We start from the raw sequence: 24,579 nt of genomic DNA on the forward strand, positions 1-24,579 counted from the left end.
TAATGCTAGTTAATCTACTAATTTACCGTAGTCTGGCTTGATCTGTTTTGTTCCGAACCTTTAGTGGTCAGAACAACTATATTCAGTTAGTTATTTTTGAGTTTATTCATGTGGTAAATATTTAGGTTTTTACATGACGCTAGATGCTAAAGAGCAATGAGAAATGGCTCAGTAGTCAAACTGAGCTGCATCTTGTTTAAAGGCTCTTAAGTCGGTGATCATTTTGTCCGACTCTAGTGGGACTTGGTCGTGGTGAGAGTCGCCAGTGCTGAATAGCACTAAACGGTCACAATGTTTAGTACGCATCCTTTGCATAATAAACTTGATTAAATCTGCGCGAGTTAGCAGCTTAATTTGCTCTGCTACTAGTTCGCGTTGGTTAAAGTCATAGTCTTTATTGCCAATGCTAGACCAGTAGCGTTGACTGCGGACTTTAAGGCTCGAGTCCTTTACCAGTACTTGGTTCACCAAACCGTGTTTCGTTGCTTCCCACTGTTCATTTGTAATTTGTAATACGGCATAAGTAAAATCTGCAATAAATTCATCGATAGCTTCAAGTAAAAGCTGAGGTCCACACGTTGGCGATTGTATGTAAAAAATAATTCCCGGATAACGATTAAGAGGTAGGTAGCCTGTGCCAACCATATAACCAAGCTGTCTTTGAGTTCGAAGCTCATGGAAGAAAGTCGACGACATGGTGTGGTTTAACAAGCTGAATAACGCCATTGTTTCGGGCGTGGCTACGTCAGATTGGTAATAAACAATAATGCTGCTATCAGGATGTGCTACCGGAATTTCTCGGAGTAATGTTCCTTTGTTTGAAAGGTCGATTAGCTCTCGAGATGACTCTCGGCTTGGTGTTGTGACTAGAGATAAAATACGTTCTAGTCGATCACCTAATACCTTAGTTTCACTTTCTAACCAATCACCATAGACCAGACCTTCAAGATGGATCTTTTCATAGAAACTTTTCACGTGCGCGTGTAAGTCGTCCAGCGTTATTTCTTCGAGAATCTCAGCCATTCTAGTAGGTTCAAAGCTACGTTTTTGTAGCGTTACTGTCAGGCTAGTAAACAGTTGTGATATAGGCTTTGCTTGAGAGTGATTGTACCAAGCACGTAGGATTTGACGCTTAATCAATTCAAAGCGGCTTTGGGTAAAGTTACGTTCACGTGCTTTTTCTATAACGAGTTCTAGTAAAGTTTCTTGTTTGCCAGTAAAGCCTGTTAGGTGCAGTGTTATTCCGCCTTGATGTGGGTAGATATTATAACTTAGCCCGGCAACTTCCGCTTGATAAGTACACTCTGTTAGGTAGTCGAGCAACATTTCTACATACAAGCGGGTTAAGGCTGCATGTTTAGGTGACGCTGCCGCTTGAGCCGAATCGAGTGATAAATATAGATGGCCTTTTGGCACATTAAACTCGTCGTCTTTACGGTGCCAAATCCGGTAACCGGGCTTTTGCGCCACTACAGTTGGTACTGGATGGTTACTTTTATCTGGTCTTGCAACGCATTCATTGATAATGAAAGGGTTTTTACTCGGCAAATACAATTGTTCACGAACATCGGTTTGCGACCAGCGAGCTAAACGTTCGCGAGCAATTGATTTTATTTGATATGGAGAATGATACCACGCAGCCTTTTTATTGGTATTAAGCCCAGATGCGATAAGTTGTAAACGCATATTTTCTGGTGTCATTAACGATAATAACGCTTGGGTTTCCTCAAGGTGCAAACCATCCATACGGTAGTCACCGTAGATAACATCCTCAATATCATAGTGATGCATATTGATGCTTAAATGACTCGCTAAATCTAACGCGTTGACCTGTTCTTGATACTGAAATGCAATTTGGAGTAATGCTGCACGTTCATCATAGCGCCAAGACTGTAATCCTTGGGTTTTGATGAGGTTAATATACTCAAATGTAGCGCTAATCACCTCATCTAAGTCTGCTAGACCGCGGTCAGTAAGTTGAATACTGATATTGTAATCTTTAAAGTTATAACCATTAACGCCGCCGCCTGCGGAGAGGTTATTCGCCAATCCAGATTCTTTCAAATAAGACAGTAAACTGCCTTTACCTTCATAGCCTAATAAATGACTGACAAAAGTGAGCGGTTTGTGCTTGTAAAAACGTTCAAGCTCAGGAAGAGCGAAAGTAATAGCAACGCGTTTTTGCTCCTTTAATGGAATAATATTTATCTGACTTTGTAGCTGCTCTGGTAAGTAAATGGCAACGTCAGGGTAAAGATCAGTGCGTGTATGATCACTAATATCACTGAAATACTGTTCTGCTAAAGAGGCTAATTCATCTAGACTTTTAGGTGCTACCAAACACAAGGTCATGATATTTGCGCTGTATTTCTGCTGGTAAAACTCAAGCAGTTCCTGTCTAAGCTCCTCTTCTTCGCCGGCCAAGGTCTTAAGATTGCCGACTGAAAATTTTGAGAAGGGATGAGCTGGGTTTACCGTTTCCTTTTGCACTTGATATACGCGGCGTACATCATCTTTTAACTTCATGCTAAATTCTGACTCGATGGCATGACGTTCACGATCGACAAGATCAATGTTAAACAGTGGTGCAATAAAAAACTGACTAAACCTATCTAGAGAATCTTCAAATTGCTCGGCGTTAATGCTGTAGAAAAAATTAGTGTGTTCGGTACCAGTCCACGCGTTATTGGTGCCACCATGTTGATTAATAAAAGCAGAATATTCGCCAGATTCTGGATATTTTTCGGTGCCAAGAAACAACATATGTTCAAGAAAATGCGCCATGCCTGGGCGTGCCACCGGATCATCAAAATGGCCAACAGCCACAGCCATAGAAGCTGCCGATTGCGTCGCTTCGTTATCTTCAACCAGTAAAACAGATAAACCGTTTTTTAGAGTTAAATGGCGATAGCGTCGATGATCATTTGGGCTGATTTTAATTTGTGTAACTTTTGACAATGCATGGCTCCAATATTACCAACAGGTGAGACAACGTATCTTGATTGCTCAAGTCTAGATGTAGATGTACCCATACGCGTAACTAATTGAGGAAAGTATAGTTGATTAAACTATTGAACTAACTTGCCATTATTTTCGATTATCTTCAAACACAACCGTTACAAATGTTTAAATTAGCTACCAGTTTGACTAAATTTTTTACACTTTAATTTTGTTTTAATAAATCGAACGGCAAATCAAAGCAAAAAATGGTAGGTGAGTAGTTTAGTTATGCACTGTGCTTGGTGGAGTCTCTTGTTTTAAAGCTCGGCTTTCTATTCGACTAATTAATAACTAAATAACGGTATGTTGGCGAACCAATTCAGACTACAATTGGTCTATAACAATAAAAGAATTGGGAGTAGCCAAGCAGTATGCAGCTATTTTTAATGCGTCATGGTGAAGCGGGTTATAACGCGCATTCAGACAGGGAACGCAAACTAACCGACTTAGGTCGGCATCACACGGCCTTGATGAGTAACTGGTTAGGGCGCTCAGTCACAGAGTTTGATTTAGTCTTAGTCAGTCCTTACTTGCGTGCGCAGCAGAGCTGGCAGGAAGTCAGTAAGCACTTCCCTGAGCCGTTGCATTGGATAACGCTTGATGAGTTAGTCCCCTCTGGTAATCCTGGTCAAGTAGCAGATCTGGTACTTGCTTATGCTGAGCAATATCAAGCAAAAAGTGTACTGGTATTAGCGCATATGCCACTACTTGGTTACCTTGTTAGTGAGCTTGTTGCTGGAGAGGAACCGCCGCTATTTGCCACATCTGGGGTCGCCTTGATTAGTAGGGAAAACGAAAAAAATGATCTTGTATGGCAACATGCGCCGCACTCAATTAGTTGATGCTTTTAACTAATAGATGATTTTTATTCGGTAAGGGCAGGGTATTAATTTAGCGTTATTGGTTTCGTCTGCTACAAACACCTAAAAAGTGAGTCTAATGTGACTCACTTTTTTCGTTTTACAACAATGTGTTTTTATTATCTAACGACGATAGGGCTGATCGCCAATATCAATCAGTACCAGCAGTGCAGCGTCGCCCCCCCATTCTTTAGTGGCTTGATGAAATGCTTTTACATGCGGGTGCTGAGCTAACCACATCGGAATATTTTGCTTTAATATACCGGTACCATGACCATGCATGACGCAGCAACAATGACTTTGCTGCTTAATACAGGCTTGGATAAGCGCAGCAAGTTCTAGTTTAGCTTCTGTTTGACGCATACCGTGCATATCTAATAAAAGATCGGGCACGTAATCTCCTCGTCTAAGACGCTTAACATCATAGCTATCTACATCGTCTCGAGCCCACTTCATTGGGCCATCCACAGGTAATAGCGGTTGGTAGGTGTCAGAAAAGTAGCTATCAGCATGCAGTTGCTGCTCTTTCTCTTCAATGATTTTGCGGTCTTTAGGTGCCGCGATAAAATGGCGTTTATTTTGTTGTAAAGGGGTAATACCCTTAGTCAACTCTGCAAAAAGCGCCCATTCATCATGATCTTTGTTTTTATTCATCCCTCTATTTTATTGAATCCGATGCCTTATGAATAGACTTCAGTTACAATGATTCGGAATTAAAAAGTTGGAGTGAATTTTGGATAAGATTTTTGTTGATGAAGCGGTTACAGAGTTACGCACTATTGGCGATATGCTACGTTGGGGTGTCAGTCGTTTTAATGATGCAAATATTTACTATGGCCATGGTACAGACAACGCATGGGACGAGGCCGTCGCGTTAGTTTTTCACGCATTGCACCTACCAGAAGAAATTGGTCAGCAAGTTATTCACTCTAATCTAACTATTAGTGAAAAACATAAGATTGTTGAACTGATCATTCGCCGAGTAAGAGAGCGTTTGCCAGTGCCATACCTAACAAACCAAGCACGTTTTGCCGGCTTAGAGTTTTATGTCGATGAACGCGTACTGGTTCCGCGCTCACCAATTGCAGAGTTAATTGCTAATCGTTTTAGCCCTTGGTTATACAACAAGCCAGTAAACCGCGTATTGGATTTATGTACCGGTAGCGCATGTATTGCAATTGCTTGTGCTTATGAGTTTGAAGATGCAGAAGTAGATGCCCTTGATATTAGCGTTGATGCACTAGAAGTGGCGCAAATTAACATTGAAACGCTTGAGGTAATGGATAGAGTATTCCCAATGGAATCTGATCTATTCTCGGCTATTCCAAAAGGGCCACACTACGATCTAATCGTATCTAACCCTCCTTATGTTGATGCGGAAGATATCGGCGATATGCCAGATGAGTATCACCATGAACCAGCTATTGGCTTGGCTTCGGGCCGTGACGGTTTAGATTTGACCAAGCGTATCCTTGCTAATGCGGCTGATTATCTGACAGAAGATGGCTTACTAGTCGTTGAAGTCGGTAATTCAATGGTGCACTTGAGCGAGCAATTCCCAGATGTGCCATTTACTTGGGTTAACTTTGAAAACGGCGGTGACGGTGTGTTTGTGTTAACTCGTGATCAGCTAGTTGAAAATGAATCACTTTTCGCTATCTACAAAGATAGTGAATAATAGTGTTTAGCCGCAGTGAGAGCTGCGGCTTATATCTAAGTGCCTTGTGGTTATTTAGGTATATACCAATCAGTACTCCTACATTAGATTGGTATTAGATGAGGAATTTACCGATAAAACGCGGGTAAATGAAAATTAGAATAAAGAGATAGAGGGCGATAAAGCGAATGTCGGGAAACAGCATTGGACAAAATTTCGTAGTAACAACATTCGGTGAAAGCCACGGCGTTGCAATTGGCTGTATTATTGATGGCTGTCCTCCAGGTGTTGAGCTGACAGAAGCTGATATGCAGCACGATTTAGATAGACGCCGCCCAGGTACCTCTCGTTATACAACAGCTCGCCGTGAACCGGATGAGGTGCGCATTCTTTCTGGCATTTTCGAAGGTCAAACTACAGGTACTTCAATTGGTTTAATGATTGAAAACACCGATCAGCGCAGCAAGGATTACTCAAACATTAAAGACTTGTTCCGCCCGGGGCATGCAGATTACACCTACCAGCAAAAATATGGTCAGCGGGATTATCGCGGTGGTGGCCGTTCATCTGCCCGTGAAACTGCAATGCGCGTTGCAGCAGGTGCAGTTGCTAAAAAATACCTTAAGCAAGTTCATGGAGTAGAAATTCATGCTTACTTATCACAGCTTGGACCTATTTCGGCAGAGACAGTTGATTTTGAGCAAATTGAGCAAAATGCCTTTTTCTTTCCTGATGCATCAAAGCTAGATTCATTAGATGAGTATATGCGCGATCTGAAAAAGAGCGGCGACTCAATCGGCGCAAAAGTCTCAGTGGTGGCAACGGGTGTGCCTGTTGGCCTAGGCGAGCCGGTATTTGACAGACTCGATGCGGATATTGCCCATGCGCTGATGGGAATTAACGCGGTTAAAGGTGTTGAAATTGGTGATGGCTTTGAAGTGGTTAACCAAAAAGGTTCTGAGCACCGTGATTTAATGTCGCCAGCAGGCTTTGCCTCTAACCATGCTGGCGGCATTTTAGGTGGCATTTCATCAGGGCAACCGATTGTCGCCCATATTGCAATGAAACCGACGTCGAGCATAAGCGTGCCAGGTGAAAGCATGACAGCTCAAGGTGAAACTGCAGAAGTGGTAACTAAAGGGCGTCACGATCCTTGTGTAGGCATTCGTGCAGTACCTATTGCTGAAGCTATGTTAGCCATTGTATTGATGGATCACTTATTACGTCACCGTGCGCAAAATATGGATGTCAACAGCAGTACCCCTATTATCGGAATGCGTTAATGTTTCAACCAAAAAGCACAGAGCAGCAACTTCGCTGGCTCTGTGCATGTTATTTCTTCTTCTTTTCTATCCTTGGCATCATGGTGCCTTACCTTGGCGTTTTTTTTGATAGTCGTGGTTTTGACGCTCAGGAAATCGGTTTTCTACTCGCCATTTTAATGGGCACACGAATTATCGCGCCAAACCTGTGGGCGATAGTCGCTGACAAAACGGGCATGCGTTCAGAGTTAGTTAAAATTGGCGCTGGGGCAGCAGCTCTGACTTATCTTACCTTCTTCTATGATGGTGGTTTAGCCTACCTAGCTATCAGTTTGGCGGTATATACTTTCTTTTGGAATGCCATTCTTGCTCAGCTTGAAGTGATAACCCTTGAAACCTTAGGTGATGATGCGAATCGGTATGGTGCTATTCGCAGCTGGGGCAGTGTCGGTTATATCGTGCTGGTGGTCAGTGGTGGTTTTGCGATTGGTCACTGGGGACCGCAAATTTTGCCCTATATCGGCATGACATTGTTTATCGGTATGCTGATTAGTGCATTGCCGTTACCGTCAAATAGAGCCGTGGTAGACAAAACGGTTAAGCGTAAACCGCTGGTATTCGACAGAGCGCTGATTTGGTTTTTAGTTTCAGCCATGTTGCTACAAATGAGTGCCGGTCCTTTTTATGGCTTTTTTGTACTCTACCTTAAACAAGCGGGTTACTCAGAATCGGCTGCTGGTATTTTTGTGGCACTGGGTGTGGTCGCTGAAATTTTCATGTTTATGTACGCCCCAAAACTTCTCGGTCGCTTTGGTGTTCAGTTGCTGCTTATTGTCAGCATAGGTTTAACAGCCGTACGTTGGTTATTGTTGGCGTATGGCGTTGAAAATATCCTTTATCTCAGCATTAGTCAGTTATTGCATGCCTTTACCTTTGGTTTAACCCACGCGGCTTCAATTCAGTTTGTGCACAAGCATTTTGATATCAACAGGCGTAGCCAAGGCCAGGCACTCTATGCCAGCTTAAGCTTTGGTGTTGGTGGCGCGTTAGGCACTTGGCTGTGTGGCATTATTTGGGGCGACGGCTCCGGTGCCGTTTCAACGTGGATTTTTGCCGCAGGATGCGCGTTTCTATCTATGTTAGCCGTGTTATTTATTCCTAAAGCAAAGCCGGTAGCACAGGTCGCCGAACAAGGCTAATTAGGTAGCATGTTAACTTTGAACTAATTAAGTTAATTGAATAGCAATATAATTATTTAGCGACGCAATAATAATTAAAATATGTCAAAAACGGAGTATTGATAGTGAGCACATTTCGTCTTGGATTGATCATTAATCCACTTGCCGGCCTAGGTGGTAGCGTAGCACTTAAAGGTAGCGATGGTGTTGCTGAGCAAGCGATTGCTAAAGGTGCAGTGCCTAAAGCACACCTACGTATGCAGCAAGCATTAGCTGTTATTGAACCCTACAAAGATAGCATTGAAGTGATAACCGCATCTGGCGTGATGGGTGAAGACTTGGCGGTGACAATGGGCTTTACAACCCGCGTGGTTTACCAAGCTCCGAATCAAACTGCTGCGCAAGATACCCAAAAAGTGGTGGCAGAGCTATTAAATGAAACCTTAGATTTGTTGTTGTTTGCTGGAGGGGATGGAACTGCCCGTGATGTGTTTGCGATTGCGGACGAGAATATTCCTGTACTAGGTGTGCCTGCGGGGGTGAAGATTCACTCTGGTGTTTATGGCATTACTCCGCATGCATCGGGCATGGTGGTTAAAATGCTGCTTGATGGTGAATTAGTTAGCCTAATGAGCGCAGATGTAATGGATATTGATGAAGCTGCTTTCAGAACAGGTGTTGTGCGTGCTCGTCGTTTTGGCGAGATGCAAGTACCGGCGGAGCCAAGATATGTGCAAGCGGTAAAAATGGGCGGTAAAGAAAGTGATGAGTTAGTGCTTGCCGATCTCGCTGCGGAAGCCATTGAGCTGATGGAAGATAACTTTTGCATTATGGGGTCAGGTAGCACTGTAGCAGCGGTTATGGCTGAACTTGCACTTGAAAATACCTTGTTGGGGGTTGATCTCATTCAAGATGAAGCCTTAGTTGCAAGTGACTTATCGGCGAATGAGCTATTGCAGCTCACTGAAAATAAACAACTAAAGCTGTTTATCACGCTGATTGGCGGCCAAGGCCACATTCTTGGTCGAGGTAATCAGCAGTTGAGTCCCGAGCTAATACGACGTGTCGGTAAGGACAATATTGTAATCTTGGCGACAAAAACAAAGTTAAAAGCACTTGAAGGTAGGCCATTAATTGTGGATAGTGGCGACCCTGAATTAGATAAGCAGTTAACGGGTTATTATAAGGTGGTCACTGGCTACCATGATTACGTGATGTATCAAGTTGCGAATCCAGATCTAGCTTAGTTGTTGTGGGCAACGCCGCTAACACTGAGACTGAGTAAGATTGAGTTAATAACCACGGATATGTTTAAAAACTGTTTGAAAGAATACTTAAGCAGGCAGCGAATAGTTGCTGCCTACTATACAGATAAAAAGCGGAGCCCTCGATGATTGAGAAGTACGAGCAGACACTACAAGATTGGATTGAGAATATCGTTGCTGAAGGTGATGATGATGCATTATTTGCAAGTGGTTATTTACAAGGTCATTTTGCGGTTGTGTTGTCTCAGCTTGAAGTTGAAAGCGAACAAGATATGGCTGCACTTGAAGTGAAAATGACCGAGTGTTTAGCATTAGCAAGAGAAGAGCTTAGCGACGCTGATTATGCATTAGTGAGTGATGCTTGGGCACAGTTAAGCACTAAATTAGCTGCATAAGTAAAAGCTGGCAACTTATTAAACCTCGCCAGTTAAGGCAAACCTATTAATTAATGTGTTTGCCAATCGATAGAGTGAAAGAGTTTACCCTGTTATGAGTAAGAGTAGTTACGTTGGTATTGGCTTAGTCAATCCAAAAAGCCCGACAAATGTTGGTGGGATCATGCGCGCTGTAGGTTGCTACAGTGCCGATGCAGTATTTTATACAGGTAAACGCTATGAGCTAGCAGCCAGCAATGGCACAGCGCAATATAACACTGACACCAAGCGTGCTAGCAGCTCAATTCCTTTAACTAAGGTTGAGTCTTTACTCGATGCAATTGCATCTGACGTTAAAGTGGTCTGTGTCGATCTTGTTGAAGGTGCAATTGCGCTGCCAGAGTTTGAACACCCAGAAAAAGCGATTTATATCTTTGGCCCAGAAGATGGCACAATTAATCAGCAAATTGTTAATAGTGCTGATGCAGTCGTTTATGTACCAACCGTTGGCTGTATGAACTTAGCGGCATCAGTCAATGTTTTGCTATATGACCGCTTAGCTAAATCGGCTTCAATTGCTAGCGATGAACTTATTCGCAGCAGTCGTGATACCAATAACCGCGTACGAGTAAAACGCTAAGTTGAGCCTCTATTTGCAAGGTTAGCTCCTAAAGCCACTTTTATAGTGGCTTTATTGTTTCCTCCCTGCCGTAAACTATCTAGCCTCTTAATTTTAAATAAGTATTACCTTTATTTGACTGTCACTGCGTTCCTGACCATATTTAAGTATGCTGACTATGATTAGGGATTGTTTTTAGCTGCACAGCGGGGTAACCGTGAGGGATAAAAGTTCATCTAGAAAAGGATTACTATTGATGCGAACACCAGTATTAAAGAATTTAGCTATTAAGGCTGCAGTGGTATTAGCTTTAGTGAGTTTGGGGGCCTGTAGCACTGAACCTGCTAGGCTAGAGCAGGGGCCTAATGCAGAAACAACCAAAGATGGGTTAGTTAAAGTGGACCACTCAAAATTAGACTTGTCCTATGCAAGGCCGAACGTTGAGTGGAAAAAATACACCAAGTTATATTTTGCTCCCGTAAAAGTGACCAATGATCACCCAGCAGATTATAAGCCGCCTCGAATTGATAAAAGAGCTGATGGATTAAATGCGACTTACGATCTGCCGCCTGAAGCGCTAGAGAAAATGTCGGCTCAATTTCAAACCACCGTAAAAGATGTGTTTAATAGTGAGCAACCATTTGAGCTTGTTGATAAAGCTGGCGCGAACACATTAGTGATAGAAGCGGCAGTTACCGATATTCGTTTGAGTGCGCCCATTGAGTCGAGTCGCCGAAGCTATAGCTCTATGGGGCGTACCTATACTGAAAACTCAGGTTCGATGATGCTATTAGCGGTGATTAAAGATGGTGAAAGCGGCGAGATCCTCGCAAAAGCTGCAGATAGAGGCCAAGGTTTTGATCAATGGAGTCAAAATACTCAGGTCTTTAATTGGGGAGACGTGAAAACCGTATACCGCCGTTGGGTGAATGATTTTAAAAACGCACTGATGGAAGCGGGAGCGCAATAGCTTTAACCCACGATGGTCGTCAAAAACAAAGCGCCTAATTGGCGCTTTGTTTGTTGTGAAGTGAAACTAATTAAACATTAGTTTCACTGTTATCTAATGCCTTGCCTTTTAACAGTTTGCGTAGCCACATTCTATTTGGGTTGAGTAGTGCCACAAAATCAGTGCTAATAGGAAGATTTTCACCACAAATTTGTGCGGCAAGGGCTTCTGCTGCTAATGGGCCAGAGCTTAATCCACGAGAGCCTAGGCCGCCTAATACGTATAGCTTTGGATAAGTTGGGGCTGGGTGTGACTGCCAAAACTTTCGACTTTCAGGTGTTAACTGGTGATTTTTATAAAGCGCGAGAATGCTGTCTATATCTGGCGCAGGTCCCATCATAGGTGCGTGATCACGGGTCACCATGCGTACACCCACGCGGGCGCTGTGCCCTGAAATATCAATATCTTTTACCCAATCTTGCTCTAGATAACTGTGTTGGATCTTTTTAAGATTCTCGATTTGCTCTGTTGGGCAGTAATCTAAATGTTCTGCATTTTTCACATAGCTGGCACCTAAGCAGTGCAGTGCATTATTGCCAGGCGTCATGTAACCATGCGCGCACAATACTGTACTTAGCTTGGATAACTTAGCGCGACTCGGTGCATGACTGACTTGTCCTCTAAAGCCTGTAGCTTGTAAGTACTGAGTTTGATTGTATTGAGTAAGTGATTTGCCATTGGCGACAACTAGCGCACTAAATGGGCCAAAACGCTGGTGCTTATTACTTAGGTACCAAGCATTGTTTTGATAATCAATTGCAGTAATTTGTGTTTCAAGCGCCAGTTTTACATCGGCAATGGCTTGAGCTTGTTTAAATGCTGCTTGGGTGAAGTCTTGCGGTGATACCCAGCCTCCTAGCGGATATAAGATCCCTGCGTCGTCTATTTTCACTGAGGCAATTTCGGATGCTTGCTCTGAAGTGATCTTCGTTGCGATAAGTGATTGCCAGTCATAGCTGTCGATGATCTTGGCTACGCGTTTTCGGCTGCGTTCATCATGCCCAGTATGAACCACACCACACAGATCATAATCAATTGAGTGGCCTTGAGCAGCGAGTGTTTTTAGCCTTTGCAAGCTAAACAAATATGCCTGTTGAAAATACTGACTTAAATGATTGTTATCCGGCGTTAATAGCGGATAAATAGCACCTTGTTTGTTGCCCGATGCTGCTTGAGCTAATGCGCTATCTTCACAAAATAAATGCACTTTCTGGCTGCGCTCCGCTAATGAAAGCGCCAAATTGGCACTGGCAACCCCGCCGCCAATAATTGCGATAGGCAGGGCATTCTCACTTGCTTGAGGCGAAGAGATACTGCTGATTGGATAGGGCGCTTGTTTTTGTTGCTGCTGTGAGCGAAGCGCACTGCGCTCTAACAAGGTAATATCATCGGCCTTAAGGTGATCATTTTGATATAAGCCAACCAGTTTTGCCCAAGATATAATTGTTTGCTCGGTATTAACTTTAGAGTTTGGCTCAGTACTAGCATGGTTATTAGTACTTAGATTGGCCTCAGCGGAAGTCTGTAAACAATTTAGATTATCTAAATCAAGCTGGGCATTGTCTTGGCTAAGCTTCGCCATCTGCCAAAAAATATCCAGTGTCAGTAGTTCATAATCAAGGTTTTCTGCAAAGCACCAATGATTGATAAAGCCAGAATTTACCATTGGGATTTGTTGTAACTGTTGCAATAACGGACCAAAGTGAAAATCAATCACTAAGCGACCGTTATTTAATATGCGACGTTGGCAACCTTCAATGGCAAGTATTGGTAAGACGCTTTCATGAGCACAAATTTGTTCAAACTGTTTATCTTTTATAACCTGAGCTAATGTTTGGTCAATTGGGCTGAATATTTTCAAGCACACTCGAGCGCTGCTTTGATTTAAAACCAGCGCTTTTAAATTATTAAGCGAGCTTAATCCAAGTTGAGCAATCACTACTGAATTGGTGGAATTTGTATCAATAATTTGCTGAACAATTTTACTTACTGTCATGGTTCCGTCTTTAATGTTAAATTAAACGCTCACAAATATGCGTTACAATCGCTTTTACTTGTCGGAAGTGTACCTTTTTACGGGTAGATTTTGGCAAAGATTATACGTAAGGTCTCATAATCGGCATTATTTTTGTGTTCCTTATGGAAAGCTGACCACTTATATGGATTAAAAGCGATACCATTGGTTCAGCAAAATTGGTACTAGATGTACAGAATGGAAAGTTAATAATGAAAAGAGTCGTGATCACTGGACTTGGCGTAGTGTCAAGTATCGGTAACAACAAGCAAGAAGTCACTGAATCATTAAAAGCAGGTCGTAGTGGTATTACCCACTCAGATCAGTTTGAAGAAATGAAGCTGCGTAGTCATGTTTGGGGCGACATTAAGATTGACCCATCAGAATATATTGACCGTAAAGCACTGCGCTTTATGGGTAATGCTGCAGCATATGCACATATCGCTATGCAAGAAGCGATTAAAGACGCTGATTTAACTGAAGAGCAGTATTCAGACCCACGTGTTGGCATTATTGTCGGTACAGGTGGCGCATCTTCAGCAAACCAGGTTCAAGCAGCAGACACATTACGTGAAAAAGGCGTTAAACGTGTTGGCCCGTATATCGTGCCACGCATTATGTCGAGCACTGCGAGTGCGTGTTTGGCAACGCCATTTAAAATTAAAGGCATGAACTACTCAATCAGTTCTGCTTGTGCAACCAGTGCCCACTGTATTGGCCACGCAGTCGAACTTATCCAAATGGGTAAGCAAGATATGGTATTTGCTGGTGGTTCTGAAGAAGTGGATTGGACGCTAACCATGGGCTTTGATGCTATGGGCGCACTATCGACTAAGTATAATGATGAGCCAACTAAAGCATCACGTACTTATGATGCTGACCGTGATGGTTTTGTTATCTCTGGCGGCGGCGGTATTGTTGTTGTTGAAGAGTTAGAGCACGCTCTTGCTCGTGGTGCAAAAATCTACGCTGAAGTTATCGGTTATGGCGCATCATCAGATGGTTATGACATGGTTGCTCCATCAGGTGAAGGTGCTGTTCGTTGTATGCAGATGGCACTTGCGGATGTTGATACTCCAATTGACTACATCAACACGCATGGTACATCAACGCCAGTGGGTGATATGCGTGAGCTTGAAGCACTACGTGAAACCTTTGGTGATAACCTACCAGCAATCGCATCGACTAAGTCACTGACTGGTCACGCTTTAGGTGCTGCAGGTGCACATGAGGCGATTTACAGCCTAATCATGATGGAAAGCAATTTCATTGCGCCAAGCATCAACATCGATAATTTAGATGAAAAAGCTGCAGGTATGCCAATTGTGACTGAAATGACTGAAAAAGAACTAAACACAGTTATGAGTAACAGCTTTGGTTTTGGTGGTACAAACGCAACTTTGGTAATGCGCAAGTACAAATAAGCATTTAGACTTTCTCTAAGTGAGTGTAAAGGGAGCATTGGCTCCCTTTTTTATTATCTGTTGCGCCATAAGGAAGCCTGTATATTCGTGTAAGCAATATAGCTTGCTGCAAATCGCAATCTTGGGTTTAAATTGAGTCATGAATTAAACGGCGAAATTGACTAAATAAATTTACAACTCATAATGTACAGCCTCAATTACAAATAGAAGATCCCATGACTACTAAGCTTGAGCCTATTAGCTTATTTAAAGCACTATCAGATAAAATTCGTTTATCGATTATTTTACTTTTGCATGTTGAGAAAGAGCTTTGCGTTTGCGAATTTAGTGAAGCACTTGATGAAATTCAGCCTAAGATCTCGCGTAATTTAGCCTTGCTAAAAACAGCTGGACTCGTTGTTAATCGTCGTCAAGGCCAATGGATCTATTATTCTATTAATGATGAATTGCCACAGTGGGCACTTAACACGCTTAGCGAGACATATTCTGGAAATCAGCAATATATTGAACAGGCGTTAGCCAAACTAAACAAAATTGGTGAGCATGAAGCGCGACCAATGCTCCTATGTGAATCAAAGTAAGGAGCTGAAAGACTCAGCTCCTTGGCCTATGTAATGTTAGTAAAGGTTTTTAACATTGAAGCTGCGGATGTAGTAAACATTAGGGCGAGTATTCGCATCTAAGTTTAACTGTTGAGTTTTGTGCATTTTTACCAATCTTGCTGCTTCACTGTTTGGATCGTCAAAATCGCCAAATACTCGAGCACCTGATGGACAAGCTGAGACACATGCAGGTTTTAGCCCTTGGTCCAAGCGGTGATCACACAAGGTACATTTTTCGGTGGTACGTCTTGAGCGGGTATTTGGGTAAGTATCGCCACGCTCAGGGTTAAGGTAAGGCAAGGTTTTGCTGTTTACCTGTTTTAACACATCATAAGGTGATGCCATTCCTTTGTTGATCAGCGCTTCATCGTCTTGCCATTGGCGATGTGGGATCTGCTTGTTATAACTTATTACGCCGTAAGGGCAGGCGCGCATGCACTTTCTACAGCCAATGCACTTGTCGTTATCTTGTAAAGTTAAGCCACGTTTATCTTTGTACATTGCACCAGTTGGACATACTTTCACACAAGCGGCATCGCTACAATGGTTACAAAGCGTTGGTATGTAACTGTACTTTACATCCGGAAAACGGCCTTCGGTTTGATTGATATGATTTGACCATTTTATGCCATCAGGCGTGTTATTTTCGGTCTTACAGGCTAAATCACAGCCACCACAACCAACACATTTCTGTAGGTCTATTACCATTCCAAGTCTCATAATATTCCCCTTAGACCTTTGCTATTTGAATTCGAATATGTCCATAAAACGCTGATGCACCGCTTAGGCGGTCATAACGATCGGCGATAATATCGTTATTGGCGCCGCCCCGTGCTGCTTTACCAAATATTTTGCTGGCGTTGCGGCCATAAGCCCAATGCCCTTGACCAAAGCATTTTGCAATGGTGCCAGGTCTAACGCCTTCCCATAACACTGCGGTACAAGTGAGTTGGCCTACAGGACTCGTGACCATAATTTGATCGCCAGTTTTAATGCCGAGTTGCTCTGCATCGACTGGATTTATTTTGGCGCTGTCTTCTTGGGCGATATCCCCAGGATCGAGATCTTTAAATTCGTAGTACCATGGCGTATTCGCTGAGCGGCCTTCTTTATTTAGGCGTGACTTTTGATCTACTAGTAAAAACGGATATTGCTTAGCGTCGCCAAAACGGTATGGCATTTCATAATGAGGCACAAATGCTATCTGACCTCTCGCATCATAATCACAAGCTTGCATCACATCATCTACGCTAACGTGGTGATTTTTGGCATGCTTAGTTAAGGCTTTTTCTAAAGTTTTGCTATAAAACTCAAACTGTTTGGTTTCAGTTTTAAAATTGCCCCAGCGTGACCCAAGTTTGTATGGATGACTATTCCACACACCTTTGTCGATAAAGTCATCCCAGCCTGCCATAGGTGGACCATATTTATCCGAGGCATTGAGCCATAGAGGAGAGGTAACGTATCTGACAAGAAGCTTGCCGAAATCTAGCTCATTGCTAGCGGGCTGTTTAGTTTCTGGATCCAGCAACTGCTCGTTGATGTAACGCCATGGTTTATCGAAGCCTTTTTCTGCTAGCTTTTTCGCGAGAAGATAGGGGATTTCGGACTCGTCATCTTTAGTATTCCACAAGCGATCAATTGACGGTTGCTGTACTGATACTTGATGGACACTGTTGCCAATTGAATCTAATACGCCCCATTTTTCGAACATGTGATGATTTGCAGGCAAGATAATATCGGCAAACCAGCTGAATTCAGAAATGTTAGTGGTTACGTGAGCCATAAACTCCACTTCACTCAAGGCATCATTCCAGCGCTGCCCCTCAGGGGAGGAGAAGTTAAAGTTATTGAAGTAAGCCAACATCACTTTAATTTTGTATGGGTCGCCACTTAACATGCCATTTGCTGTATTGCTGGTAACAACACCGCCGCCGGGTTTGCCTTTCTTTAATGCTGGAACGGCTAAGGTGCCGCGCTGGTCAATCTTAGGTTGCTTAATACTCTTAGCCGCGATGTCGTCAAGGTAGGGCTTAGAGTCTGGGAATTTTTTATTTAGTGCGATTTTATTCGCGGGGAATACGCCGCCTTTACTGTCGATACCACCAAATAGTCCGTTTAGTGCATGGCAAGCTAAAGAGGTATAAGTACCTCGCGTATGCATTACCGCGCCGCGAGATGTCCACACTTGCACTGCGGGTGCAGCTTGGCCCATGTCTTTAGCAATTTGCACAATGGTTTGTGCAGGAATTTGGCTAATAGATTCTGCCCATTCAGGGGTGTAATCCTTTAGGGTTAAGTTCCACCACTCAACAAGGCCGTAAGTGTGCTTTTCCTCAAAGAGTGTTGGGTCAACGGTTTGTCCCGCTTTAAAGAGGTTGCTACCCGACTTAAAGTCACCTACAAACGGTTTATGCCAAATGCCTTCAACTAACGCGACGTGTGCTATAGCAAGTGCAAGCACACTGTCTTGAGCTGGTTCAATTGGGATACATTTATGCGCTTTACTCGCCGAAATGGATAGGCGCGGATCAACCACCACGACCTTGGCATTATCTAACGCGCTGCCCCATGTTTTTGAGTAATAAGATACTTGGCGGTTACTGGCGATAGGATCTGCACCAAATGATAAAATAAACTTGGTATTCTCGATATCATATTGGTTATAGCCCCAGTTACCATCCTGATAATAAGGCCCCATTTTATGCGCCTCTGCGCAAATCGAGCTGTGAGATATGTTGTTTGGCGAGCCAATCATATTGGTGAGGTGTTTATAGATAAACTCATTGATATGCGAATATCTACCACGAAGTAATGCGTATTGGTGCGCTTCACCGGCATTACGCAATGCGATGATCTTATCGGCGAGTAGATCGAATGCTTCATCCCAAGAAATTGGCTTGAACATAGGATCATGTTCTTTGCCTTTTTTAGGGTTGGTACGCATTAAAGGACTTCGGACTCTGTCAGGATCATAAACTTGTTGCAGACTTAGGTGCTGTCTTGGGCAGCTAGACTCGCCATGAACATGAGAGTTTAGGTTACCTCTTACTTTTACAGCTCGCCCTTCAATAATGTACGTTTGTTTAGCACACCATGAGGTACAACCTTGGCAGGTTGTAGCCACCCATTTACCGGTGCCAGTGATCTTGTCTGACTTTGGCAGCTCGTGCTCAATTCCTTCAATGACAGGTGTCATTGAGCTACTGCAGCCTACTGTTGCTAAAGCCGTTGTCGCAGCTGTTGTTTTTAATAGCGTTCTTCTGCGTGTATCGATTTTCTCGCTCATAAACCCACAACTTTAAATAATTTTAGATATATAAAATTGCGTATATGCACCTAGTTATATATACGTTTAATCAAGTGGGATTGGTAGCCCCCTTGTAAGCGGAATGTCACATTTCTGGATTATTGCTATTGGTTGTCTGAATTAATTTAGAGCGAGATCACCAAAAAACGCTGCTTAACTGACCAGCGAATAGTTGAGTAATCAACGAAAGTGGCTGCAAATTGAGCGATAATCTCACGCTTGCAGTTATGTACTTTGGAGATGCGAATAAGCAATCATTAACACGCTAATTTCTAGAGTGAAATTGAGTAGAAACTAAATACTAGTAATGTAAGCAAATTTTAATCCTTTGTTTCTATTGGATAGTTCCTCTTGCTAGAATGGTCCCACACCTACTATAGCTGTTATTGGACACCCTAATGAAAATCCTTGCCGATGAAAATATGCCTTATGTACAACAGTTATTTGCCGATTTTGGCAGGATTGAAACTGTAAACGGTAGGAAGTTAACCGCAGAGCAAGTACAAGATGCAGATGTGCTGTTAGTGCGTTCAGTCACTCGGGTGAATCCAGAGTTATTAGCACTTAATTCCAAGCTTAAATTTGTAGGTAGCGCAACCATAGGCACCGATCATATTGATCAAGAGTACCTTGCAAGTCGTAATGTACCTTTTTCAAATGCGCCAGGTTGTAACGCAACAGCAGTGGGCGAGTTTGCATTTATCGCCATGCTTGAGTTAGCGCAGCGCTTTAATAGCCCACTAAAAGGCAAAGTGGTGGGGATTGTGGGGGCAGGTAATACCGGTACGGCAGTGGCTAAATGCCTTGAAGCCTATGGTATTGAGGTGTTGTTATGTGATCCGCTATTACAGCAAAGTGGCGACAGACGAGAGTTTGTATCTTTAGATAGCCTAATAGAGAAATCTGATGTCATTAGCTTACATGTGCCTATAACCAAGCAAGGTGAGCATAAGACTTGGTATTTGTTCGATGAGCAGCGTTTGAATAGTTTAAAGCAAAATACTTGGTTACTTAACTGTTGCCGTGGTGAAGTTATCGATAACCGCGCCTTGATTAAATTCAAGCAACAGCGAGACGATGTTAAAGTTGTACTCGATGTGTGGGAAGGTGAGCCTAATCCTATGGCAGAGCTTGTACCCTATATTGAATTTTGTACGCCGCACATTGCAGGTTACTCACTCGAGGGCAAAGCCCGCGGCACCTACATGCTCTACCAGCAATTAGCAAAAGTGCTAAATTTAACGGCAGATAAACAAATGGATAGTTTGCTTCCTAACCTTTGGAGTGAGCAGCTCTCAGTCGCTGAAATGAGCAATGAAAGAGCGTTATTACAGCTGGCTAGATTTGTCTATGATTTGCGCGATGACGATGAATTATTTAGAAAACAGTTCTTAAATCCACAGGGGTTTGATCAGATGAGAAAAAATCACACACATCGCCGTGAATTTAGTGCATTAAAGGTAGGCAACACGGGGCAAACTGATGTAAATTGGTTGTCCAATTTAGGGTTTTCAGGAGTCGAGCTGTAATTATGTCGCAGGAATTTAATGTTGTCGTATTAGGTGCATCGGGCGCAGTGGGTCAAACAATGATTGAGATCCTAGAAGAGCGTAACTTTCCGGTTGCAAATTTATATCCATTAGCCAGCAGCCGCAGTGCCGGTGATACGGTCAGCTTCCACGGTAAACAGGTCGAAATTTTAGACGTAGACACCTTTGACTGGTCACAGGCTCAGATCGGTTTCTTTTCTGCTGGTGGCGATGTCTCTGCTAAGTGGGCACCAATTGCCGCTGAAAATGGTTGTGTTGTGATTGATAACACTTCGCACTTTAGATACGACATTGACGTACCTTTGGTGATCCCAGAAGTGAACCCAGAAGCGATTGCTGATTTTAGAAATCGCAATATTATCGCCAACCCAAACTGTTCAACTATCCAAATGCTGGTTGCACTTAAGCCTATTTACGATACATACGGTATTTCGCGTATTAACGTAGCGACTTATCAATCAGTGTCTGGTTCTGGTAAGCAAGCGATTGAAGAATTAGCGGGTCAGTGCGCTAAGTTATTGCAGGGCCTACCAGTAGAGCCAAAAGCGTATCCAAAGCAAATCGCGTTTAACGTATTACCACAAATTGATAAATTTATGGAAAACGGCTACACCAAAGAAGAGATGAAGATGGTGTGGGAAACGCAAAAAATCTTTGGCGACGACAATATCGTTGTGAACCCAACCGCAGTGCGCGTACCAGTGTTTTATGGCCACTCAGAAGCAATTCATTTAGAAACACTTCAACCTGTTGATGCTGAAGATGTTAAGTCAGTACTTCGCGGCGCAGCGGGTGTTGAACTGTTTGGAGGTGATGAAGATTACCCAACGGCAGTGACTGAAGGCGCTGGCAGTGATCCTGTGTATGTTGGCCGTATTCGTAAAGATATCTCTCATGAAAACGGCATAAACCTTTGGGTTGTATCAGATAATATCCGTAAAGGTGCAGCACTAAACAGCGTACAAATTGCTGAGGTTTTAATCAGAGATTATTATTAATCGCTGTTTTTAATATAAGTAAATGATGAAAAAGCCCGCAGAATGCGGGCTTTTTATGTTTTAAAGATGTGAACAGTAGCAGGGCATCGGAATCTAGTTTATAGTAATCTCAATAAATACAATTGCCTAAAGCTCGTCACCAGGGTGGTGACACAAGCGTGCTTTAAAGGGAAGGATTGATGAACTTTCGCACTTCGTATCTTGTTGGCTTAATAGCTACTGGAATAGTGGCTATTGCTGCTCCTTCGATTCATTCTGCGACGGCCGCTGAGCCACTGAAAATTACCGGGCCCGACGGCCAAGTAAAAAGTAATATTCAAACAAATGCGCAAGTAAATCAGAGTGATCCTCAAGGTGTTCGCCAGTATGGTCCGACAACATCAGCGGATACCTTTTGGAGTATTGCTCAAGCTGTAAAGCCTGATAATAGTGTTACTGTTTATCAAGTTATGTCAGCACTTTTTGATGCTAACCCGCACGCTTTCTCAAGCAAAAATTACAACAGTTTAGAGCGCGGCATGATTTTGTTGGTGCCGAGTAAATCCGTCATGCAACAAACGCCTGCTGCTGATGCCAAAGCTCGTGCTGAAAACAATGATCAAAGATGGTCTTCAAGTTCTGTTGTTACTCAACCTAGCACTCCAGCTAAAGCGGCTCCTAAGCCAGTAATTGCAGCAAATACAGTAAGTCCAAATAGCAGTTCAAAGTCTAACCCGCTGATTGCAGAGCTATCTGAAGAGGTTAAGAGCTTAACTGCACAAGTTGAATCAATCCAAGCTAAAAATTTAGAACTTACCGACGAACTGGCACGAGCGAGTGATGAAATCGTGGTGGGCTCTTCTGATACAGCTGCGTTTCAAGATGAAATCAGTCAGCTTAAGCAAGAAAACGCACTGTTAAAGCAAGCACTGCAAGAGGCAAAAGCTGAAACCGCGGCTCTAGAGCAAGAAATTCAAGTCAGTCAGCAACAAATGGCTAAGGCTACAGAATCACAAAACGAGCCAACGAGTAATCTGTGGCGCACCATAATGGACAATCCACTATTGTTGGTCCTAGGGGCTGTGCTTCCAGCGATTATTGTTATTGGGATTTTCTGGCTGTTCTTACGTCGTAAAAAGGAGCCAGTAGCACAAGACTCAACGGCAGAGCAACAAGTTGAGAACAGCGCGTCTGATGCAGATAAGCCAGTTAATAATGCTGAGCCTACAGCAGATGACGCTGATGATATGGCTGTTCACCTAGATACTGACAGTGGCGCCGATGATCTTCCGCTAAAAGAAATTGCTGCCGTGGGTGCTGCAGGTATCGCCGCTGGTGCTGTTGCACATGAACAAGATATTGTTGTTGAAGATAGTCAGGATGATGGTCAGTCTCTCGATGATTTGTGGGCTGAAGCAATGGGTGAGCAAGACCAAGCTGACTCTCTTGATGGGTTTGACACTAACTCTAGTACAGACGATGACTTAGATTCATTATTAGCAGGTTTTGATGAACCTGAAACTCAAGCGCAAGATTCAGTTATTGGCGATGATGAGGTAAATACAGATGATGATTTAGATGCGCTGCTTGCAGGTTTTGATGAACCTGAAGCTCAGGCGCAAGACACTGTCACAGGCGGTGATGCGGTAAATAGTGATAATGACGATTTAGATGCGCTGCTTGCAGGTTTTGATGAGCCAGAAACTCAGGCGCAAGACACTGTCACAGGCGATGATGCGGTAAATACTGATGACGATGATTTAGATGCGCTGCTTGCAGGTTTTGATGAACCTGAAGCTCAGGCGCAAGACACTGTCACTGGCGATGATGCGGTAAATAGTGATGACGATTTAGATTCATTATTTGCAGGTTTTGATGAGCCAGAAACTCAGGCGCAAGACACTGTCACAGGCGATGATGCGGTAAATACTGATGACGATGATTTAGATGCGCTGCTTGTAGGTTTTGATGAACCTGAAGCTCAGGCGCAAGACACTGTCACTGACGATGATGCGGTAAATACTGATGACGAATTAGAAGCATTATTAGCATCATTAGAAAACGATTCGAATGATGCAGGATCTCAACAAGATATTGATTCGTTATCTGATGAAATGGCTGCCGAGCTTGCGTTAGGTTTTGAAATTGCGGCAGAGCTAGAAGATGAAGATAGCACTGAGCAACAAAAACTTGATAGCGAATTAGACAGTGAAATTGATGCTTTGTTGGCAGAGTTTGATATGCCAAGTGACTCTGACAGCCCCGAGATTACAGGCGGTTTAGAGCATACTGACACCGCGGAAGAAACAACAAAATTTGATCCTAATGAAAGCGATGATCTAGAGCTTGCAACAACGGAAAATACTCTTGAGCCTGTAACAGAGCTAGTACCTGAGCTTGAGCCAGAAACAGAAACAGAAACAGAAACAGAAACTCAGAGCTTTACAGCCGAAGCAAGTGATTCTGATTTAAGTAGTGATGTTGAAAGTATAGATTTCGATAACATTAACTTCAGTAGCGCAGATCAAGATAGCGAGACAGTTGATTCAGATAAGCATGGTTCAGAGAACGAACAAGACTTTTTAACTCGAGAGCTACAAGAGGCTGCAGCGCAGCAAGAACAAGTTGAACTTGCCAAGCAAGCAGATATTGATGCATTTTTAGCGCCTAAAACAGAGTTTGAGTCCACAGAAGCGTCACAAGTTAGCGAAAAAGAATCAGGGTTCTTTGACGATTTAAAAGCAGACAATCAAACCACGGATAATTCGCTTGATTGGGAATCAATTTCTGCACCTCTGTCTACATCAACTGATAATGAAATCGGCCTTGTTAACGACGATAGTTTCAAGGAAAAAGAAAATAATCTTGAAGCGTTAAACTCAGACTTTGATTTAGATATTGCAGCGGCAACAGAGTTAACAGATGAAGAGTTGCTGAGTAATTTAGCTCAAGCCGGTGATGTTGAAGATAGTTCACTCGATTTATCTGATGACAGCTTTACGCTCGACAGCGATAGTAAAATGACGGTCGATGAAGCATTAGCCGCGCTCGATGCTGAAGAGTATGTTGAGCATAAGCCAAGCGATGAAGCGACAGAGCAGCAAGATTTAAGCAATTTCCAACGTGATAATGGCTTTATCGATATTGATATGCTGTTAAGTGAAGCCGATGAAGACAATGGTGAAACCGATCTTTATAAACAGTTTGATGTTGATATGGGAGAGCTCAACTCGTTGATGGGTAACTCTTCAATGGTCGATGTTGATGATGAAGAGAACTCTGTCAACGCTAAGTTAGACTTGGCCCGTGCTTATATCGAAATTGATGATAATGACAGCGCTCGAGCCCTACTTAAAGAAGTTGAGCTAGATGGTAATGATCGCCAACAGGCAGAAGCTGTCGGCTTACTGAAAGAGTTAGTATAAATATCACATTGTAAAAACGGCGCCTTTGGCGCCTTTTTTATACTCATCGTTTG

The 24,579-nt window shown here is 43.0% G+C and carries 18 protein-coding genes; 13 read left to right on the plus strand and 5 right to left on the minus strand.

All coding sequences use genetic code 11. The annotated features are described in order from the left end of the window. Positions 1–168: 168 nt before the first annotated feature. The gene (locus tag L2740_RS11820) at positions 169–2,958 is read right to left on the minus strand and encodes an insulinase family protein (RefSeq protein WP_248950406.1); all 2,790 of its coding nucleotides are present in this window, start codon (positions 2,956–2,958) and stop codon (positions 169–171) included. A 413-nt stretch (positions 2,959–3,371) separates the two neighbouring features. Between L2740_RS11820 and sixA the strand changes: the two genes are divergently transcribed. Next, the gene (gene sixA / locus L2740_RS11825; RefSeq protein ID WP_248950407.1) at positions 3,372–3,842 is read left to right on the plus strand and encodes a phosphohistidine phosphatase SixA; all 471 of its coding nucleotides are present in this window, start codon (positions 3,372–3,374) and stop codon (positions 3,840–3,842) included. A 141-nt stretch (positions 3,843–3,983) separates the two neighbouring features. Here sixA and smrB read toward each other — a convergent pair whose 3' ends face one another. Beyond that, positions 3,984–4,514, minus strand: a complete 531-nt coding sequence (gene smrB / locus L2740_RS11830; RefSeq protein ID WP_248950408.1) for an endonuclease SmrB — start codon at positions 4,512–4,514, stop codon at positions 3,984–3,986. Between the two features lie 79 nt (positions 4,515–4,593). On the opposite strand from smrB, the gene prmB reads away from it, so the two are divergent. The 7 genes from prmB to L2740_RS11865 all read left to right on the plus strand — a co-directional run bounded on the left by prmB (position 4,594) and on the right by L2740_RS11865 (position 11,185). Then, on the plus strand, positions 4,594–5,538 hold the full coding sequence (gene prmB, locus L2740_RS11835) for a 50S ribosomal protein L3 N(5)-glutamine methyltransferase (protein ID WP_248469293.1): 945 nt from the start codon (positions 4,594–4,596) through the stop codon (positions 5,536–5,538). A gap of 167 nt (positions 5,539–5,705) precedes the next feature. Beyond that, positions 5,706–6,800, plus strand: a complete 1,095-nt coding sequence (aroC, locus tag L2740_RS11840; protein ID WP_248950409.1) for a chorismate synthase — start codon at positions 5,706–5,708, stop codon at positions 6,798–6,800. Further along, entirely contained in the window at positions 6,800–7,978 is a 1,179-nt protein-coding gene (locus L2740_RS11845) for an MFS transporter (RefSeq protein ID WP_248950410.1), read from the plus strand. The genes aroC and L2740_RS11845 overlap by 1 nt, the downstream gene beginning before the upstream one ends. 104 nt (positions 7,979–8,082) lie before the next feature. Beyond that, positions 8,083–9,204, plus strand: a complete 1,122-nt coding sequence (locus tag L2740_RS11850) for an ATP-NAD kinase family protein (RefSeq protein WP_248950411.1) — start codon at positions 8,083–8,085, stop codon at positions 9,202–9,204. A 143-nt stretch (positions 9,205–9,347) separates the two neighbouring features. After that, entirely contained in the window at positions 9,348–9,617 is a 270-nt protein-coding gene (locus L2740_RS11855) for a YfcL family protein (RefSeq protein ID WP_248950412.1), read from the plus strand. 94 nt (positions 9,618–9,711) lie between these two features. After that, positions 9,712–10,236 (plus strand): RNA methyltransferase, encoded by a 525-nt coding sequence (locus L2740_RS11860; protein WP_248950413.1) that lies wholly within the window; start codon positions 9,712–9,714, stop codon positions 10,234–10,236. Positions 10,237–10,471: 235 nt separating this feature from the next. Next, positions 10,472–11,185 (plus strand): DUF3313 family protein, encoded by a 714-nt coding sequence (locus L2740_RS11865; protein WP_248950414.1) that lies wholly within the window; start codon positions 10,472–10,474, stop codon positions 11,183–11,185. A 70-nt stretch (positions 11,186–11,255) separates the two neighbouring features. Here L2740_RS11865 and mnmC1 read toward each other — a convergent pair whose 3' ends face one another. Then, on the minus strand, positions 11,256–13,220 hold the full coding sequence (mnmC1, locus tag L2740_RS11870; RefSeq protein WP_248950415.1) for an FAD-dependent 5-carboxymethylaminomethyl-2-thiouridine(34) oxidoreductase MnmC1: 1,965 nt from the start codon (positions 13,218–13,220) through the stop codon (positions 11,256–11,258). A 230-nt stretch (positions 13,221–13,450) separates the two neighbouring features. Here mnmC1 and fabB point away from each other — a divergent pair, with 230 nt between their 5' ends. Both fabB and L2740_RS11880 read left to right on the plus strand, forming a co-directional pair. Then, entirely contained in the window at positions 13,451–14,662 is a 1,212-nt protein-coding gene (fabB, locus tag L2740_RS11875; RefSeq protein WP_248950416.1) for a beta-ketoacyl-ACP synthase I, read from the plus strand. A gap of 215 nt (positions 14,663–14,877) precedes the next feature. Then, a complete protein-coding gene (locus L2740_RS11880; protein WP_248950417.1) occupies positions 14,878–15,243 on the plus strand; it encodes a metalloregulator ArsR/SmtB family transcription factor in 366 nt (121 codons plus the stop codon). A gap of 36 nt (positions 15,244–15,279) precedes the next feature. On the opposite strand, the gene arrB is transcribed toward L2740_RS11880, so the two are convergent. Beyond that, on the minus strand, positions 15,280–15,984 hold the full coding sequence (arrB, locus tag L2740_RS11885; RefSeq protein WP_248950418.1) for an arsenate respiratory reductase iron-sulfur subunit ArrB: 705 nt from the start codon (positions 15,982–15,984) through the stop codon (positions 15,280–15,282). A 10-nt stretch (positions 15,985–15,994) separates the two neighbouring features. Beyond that, positions 15,995–18,553: an arsenate respiratory reductase molybdopterin-containing subunit ArrA gene (gene arrA / locus L2740_RS11890; protein WP_248950419.1), complete on the minus strand. Its 2,559-nt coding sequence runs from the start codon at positions 18,551–18,553 to the stop codon at positions 15,995–15,997. Positions 18,554–18,972: 419 nt separating this feature from the next. On the opposite strand from arrA, the gene L2740_RS11895 reads away from it, so the two are divergent. From L2740_RS11895 to L2740_RS11905, 3 genes are all read left to right on the plus strand, one after another. Beyond that, on the plus strand, positions 18,973–20,103 hold the full coding sequence (locus L2740_RS11895) for a 4-phosphoerythronate dehydrogenase (RefSeq protein ID WP_248950420.1): 1,131 nt from the start codon (positions 18,973–18,975) through the stop codon (positions 20,101–20,103). A gap of 2 nt (positions 20,104–20,105) precedes the next feature. Then, positions 20,106–21,122 (plus strand): aspartate-semialdehyde dehydrogenase, encoded by a 1,017-nt coding sequence (locus L2740_RS11900; protein WP_248950421.1) that lies wholly within the window; start codon positions 20,106–20,108, stop codon positions 21,120–21,122. Positions 21,123–21,301: 179 nt separating this feature from the next. Then, on the plus strand, positions 21,302–24,526 hold the full coding sequence (locus L2740_RS11905) for a FimV/HubP family polar landmark protein (RefSeq protein WP_248950422.1): 3,225 nt from the start codon (positions 21,302–21,304) through the stop codon (positions 24,524–24,526). The last annotated feature ends 53 nt before the right edge of the window (positions 24,527–24,579 follow it).

Source organism: Shewanella pneumatophori, assembly GCF_023283895.1.
GTDB lineage: Bacteria > Pseudomonadota > Gammaproteobacteria > Enterobacterales > Shewanellaceae > Shewanella > Shewanella pneumatophori.

Coding starts and splice junctions, on each gene's coding strand:
- sixA (WP_248950407.1), top strand. CDS start 3,372: ATGCAGCTATTTTTAATGCGTCATGGTGAAGCGGGTTATAACGCGCAT.
- L2740_RS11895 (WP_248950420.1), top strand. CDS start 18,973: ATGAAAATCCTTGCCGATGAAAATATGCCTTATGTACAACAGTTATTT.
- L2740_RS11905 (WP_248950422.1), top strand. CDS start 21,302: ATGAACTTTCGCACTTCGTATCTTGTTGGCTTAATAGCTACTGGAATA.
- smrB (WP_248950408.1), bottom strand. CDS start 4,514: ATGAATAAAAACAAAGATCATGATGAATGGGCGCTTTTTGCAGAGTTG.
- L2740_RS11845 (WP_248950410.1), top strand. CDS start 6,800: ATGTTTCAACCAAAAAGCACAGAGCAGCAACTTCGCTGGCTCTGTGCA.
- fabB (WP_248950416.1), top strand. CDS start 13,451: ATGAAAAGAGTCGTGATCACTGGACTTGGCGTAGTGTCAAGTATCGGT.
- L2740_RS11900 (WP_248950421.1), top strand. CDS start 20,106: ATGTCGCAGGAATTTAATGTTGTCGTATTAGGTGCATCGGGCGCAGTG.
- arrA (WP_248950419.1), bottom strand. CDS start 18,553: ATGAGCGAGAAAATCGATACACGCAGAAGAACGCTATTAAAAACAACA.
- aroC (WP_248950409.1), top strand. CDS start 5,706: ATGTCGGGAAACAGCATTGGACAAAATTTCGTAGTAACAACATTCGGT.
- L2740_RS11865 (WP_248950414.1), top strand. CDS start 10,472: ATGCGAACACCAGTATTAAAGAATTTAGCTATTAAGGCTGCAGTGGTA.
- L2740_RS11880 (WP_248950417.1), top strand. CDS start 14,878: ATGACTACTAAGCTTGAGCCTATTAGCTTATTTAAAGCACTATCAGAT.
- L2740_RS11855 (WP_248950412.1), top strand. CDS start 9,348: ATGATTGAGAAGTACGAGCAGACACTACAAGATTGGATTGAGAATATC.
- mnmC1 (WP_248950415.1), bottom strand. CDS start 13,220: ATGACAGTAAGTAAAATTGTTCAGCAAATTATTGATACAAATTCCACC.
- arrB (WP_248950418.1), bottom strand. CDS start 15,984: ATGAGACTTGGAATGGTAATAGACCTACAGAAATGTGTTGGTTGTGGT.
- L2740_RS11860 (WP_248950413.1), top strand. CDS start 9,712: ATGAGTAAGAGTAGTTACGTTGGTATTGGCTTAGTCAATCCAAAAAGC.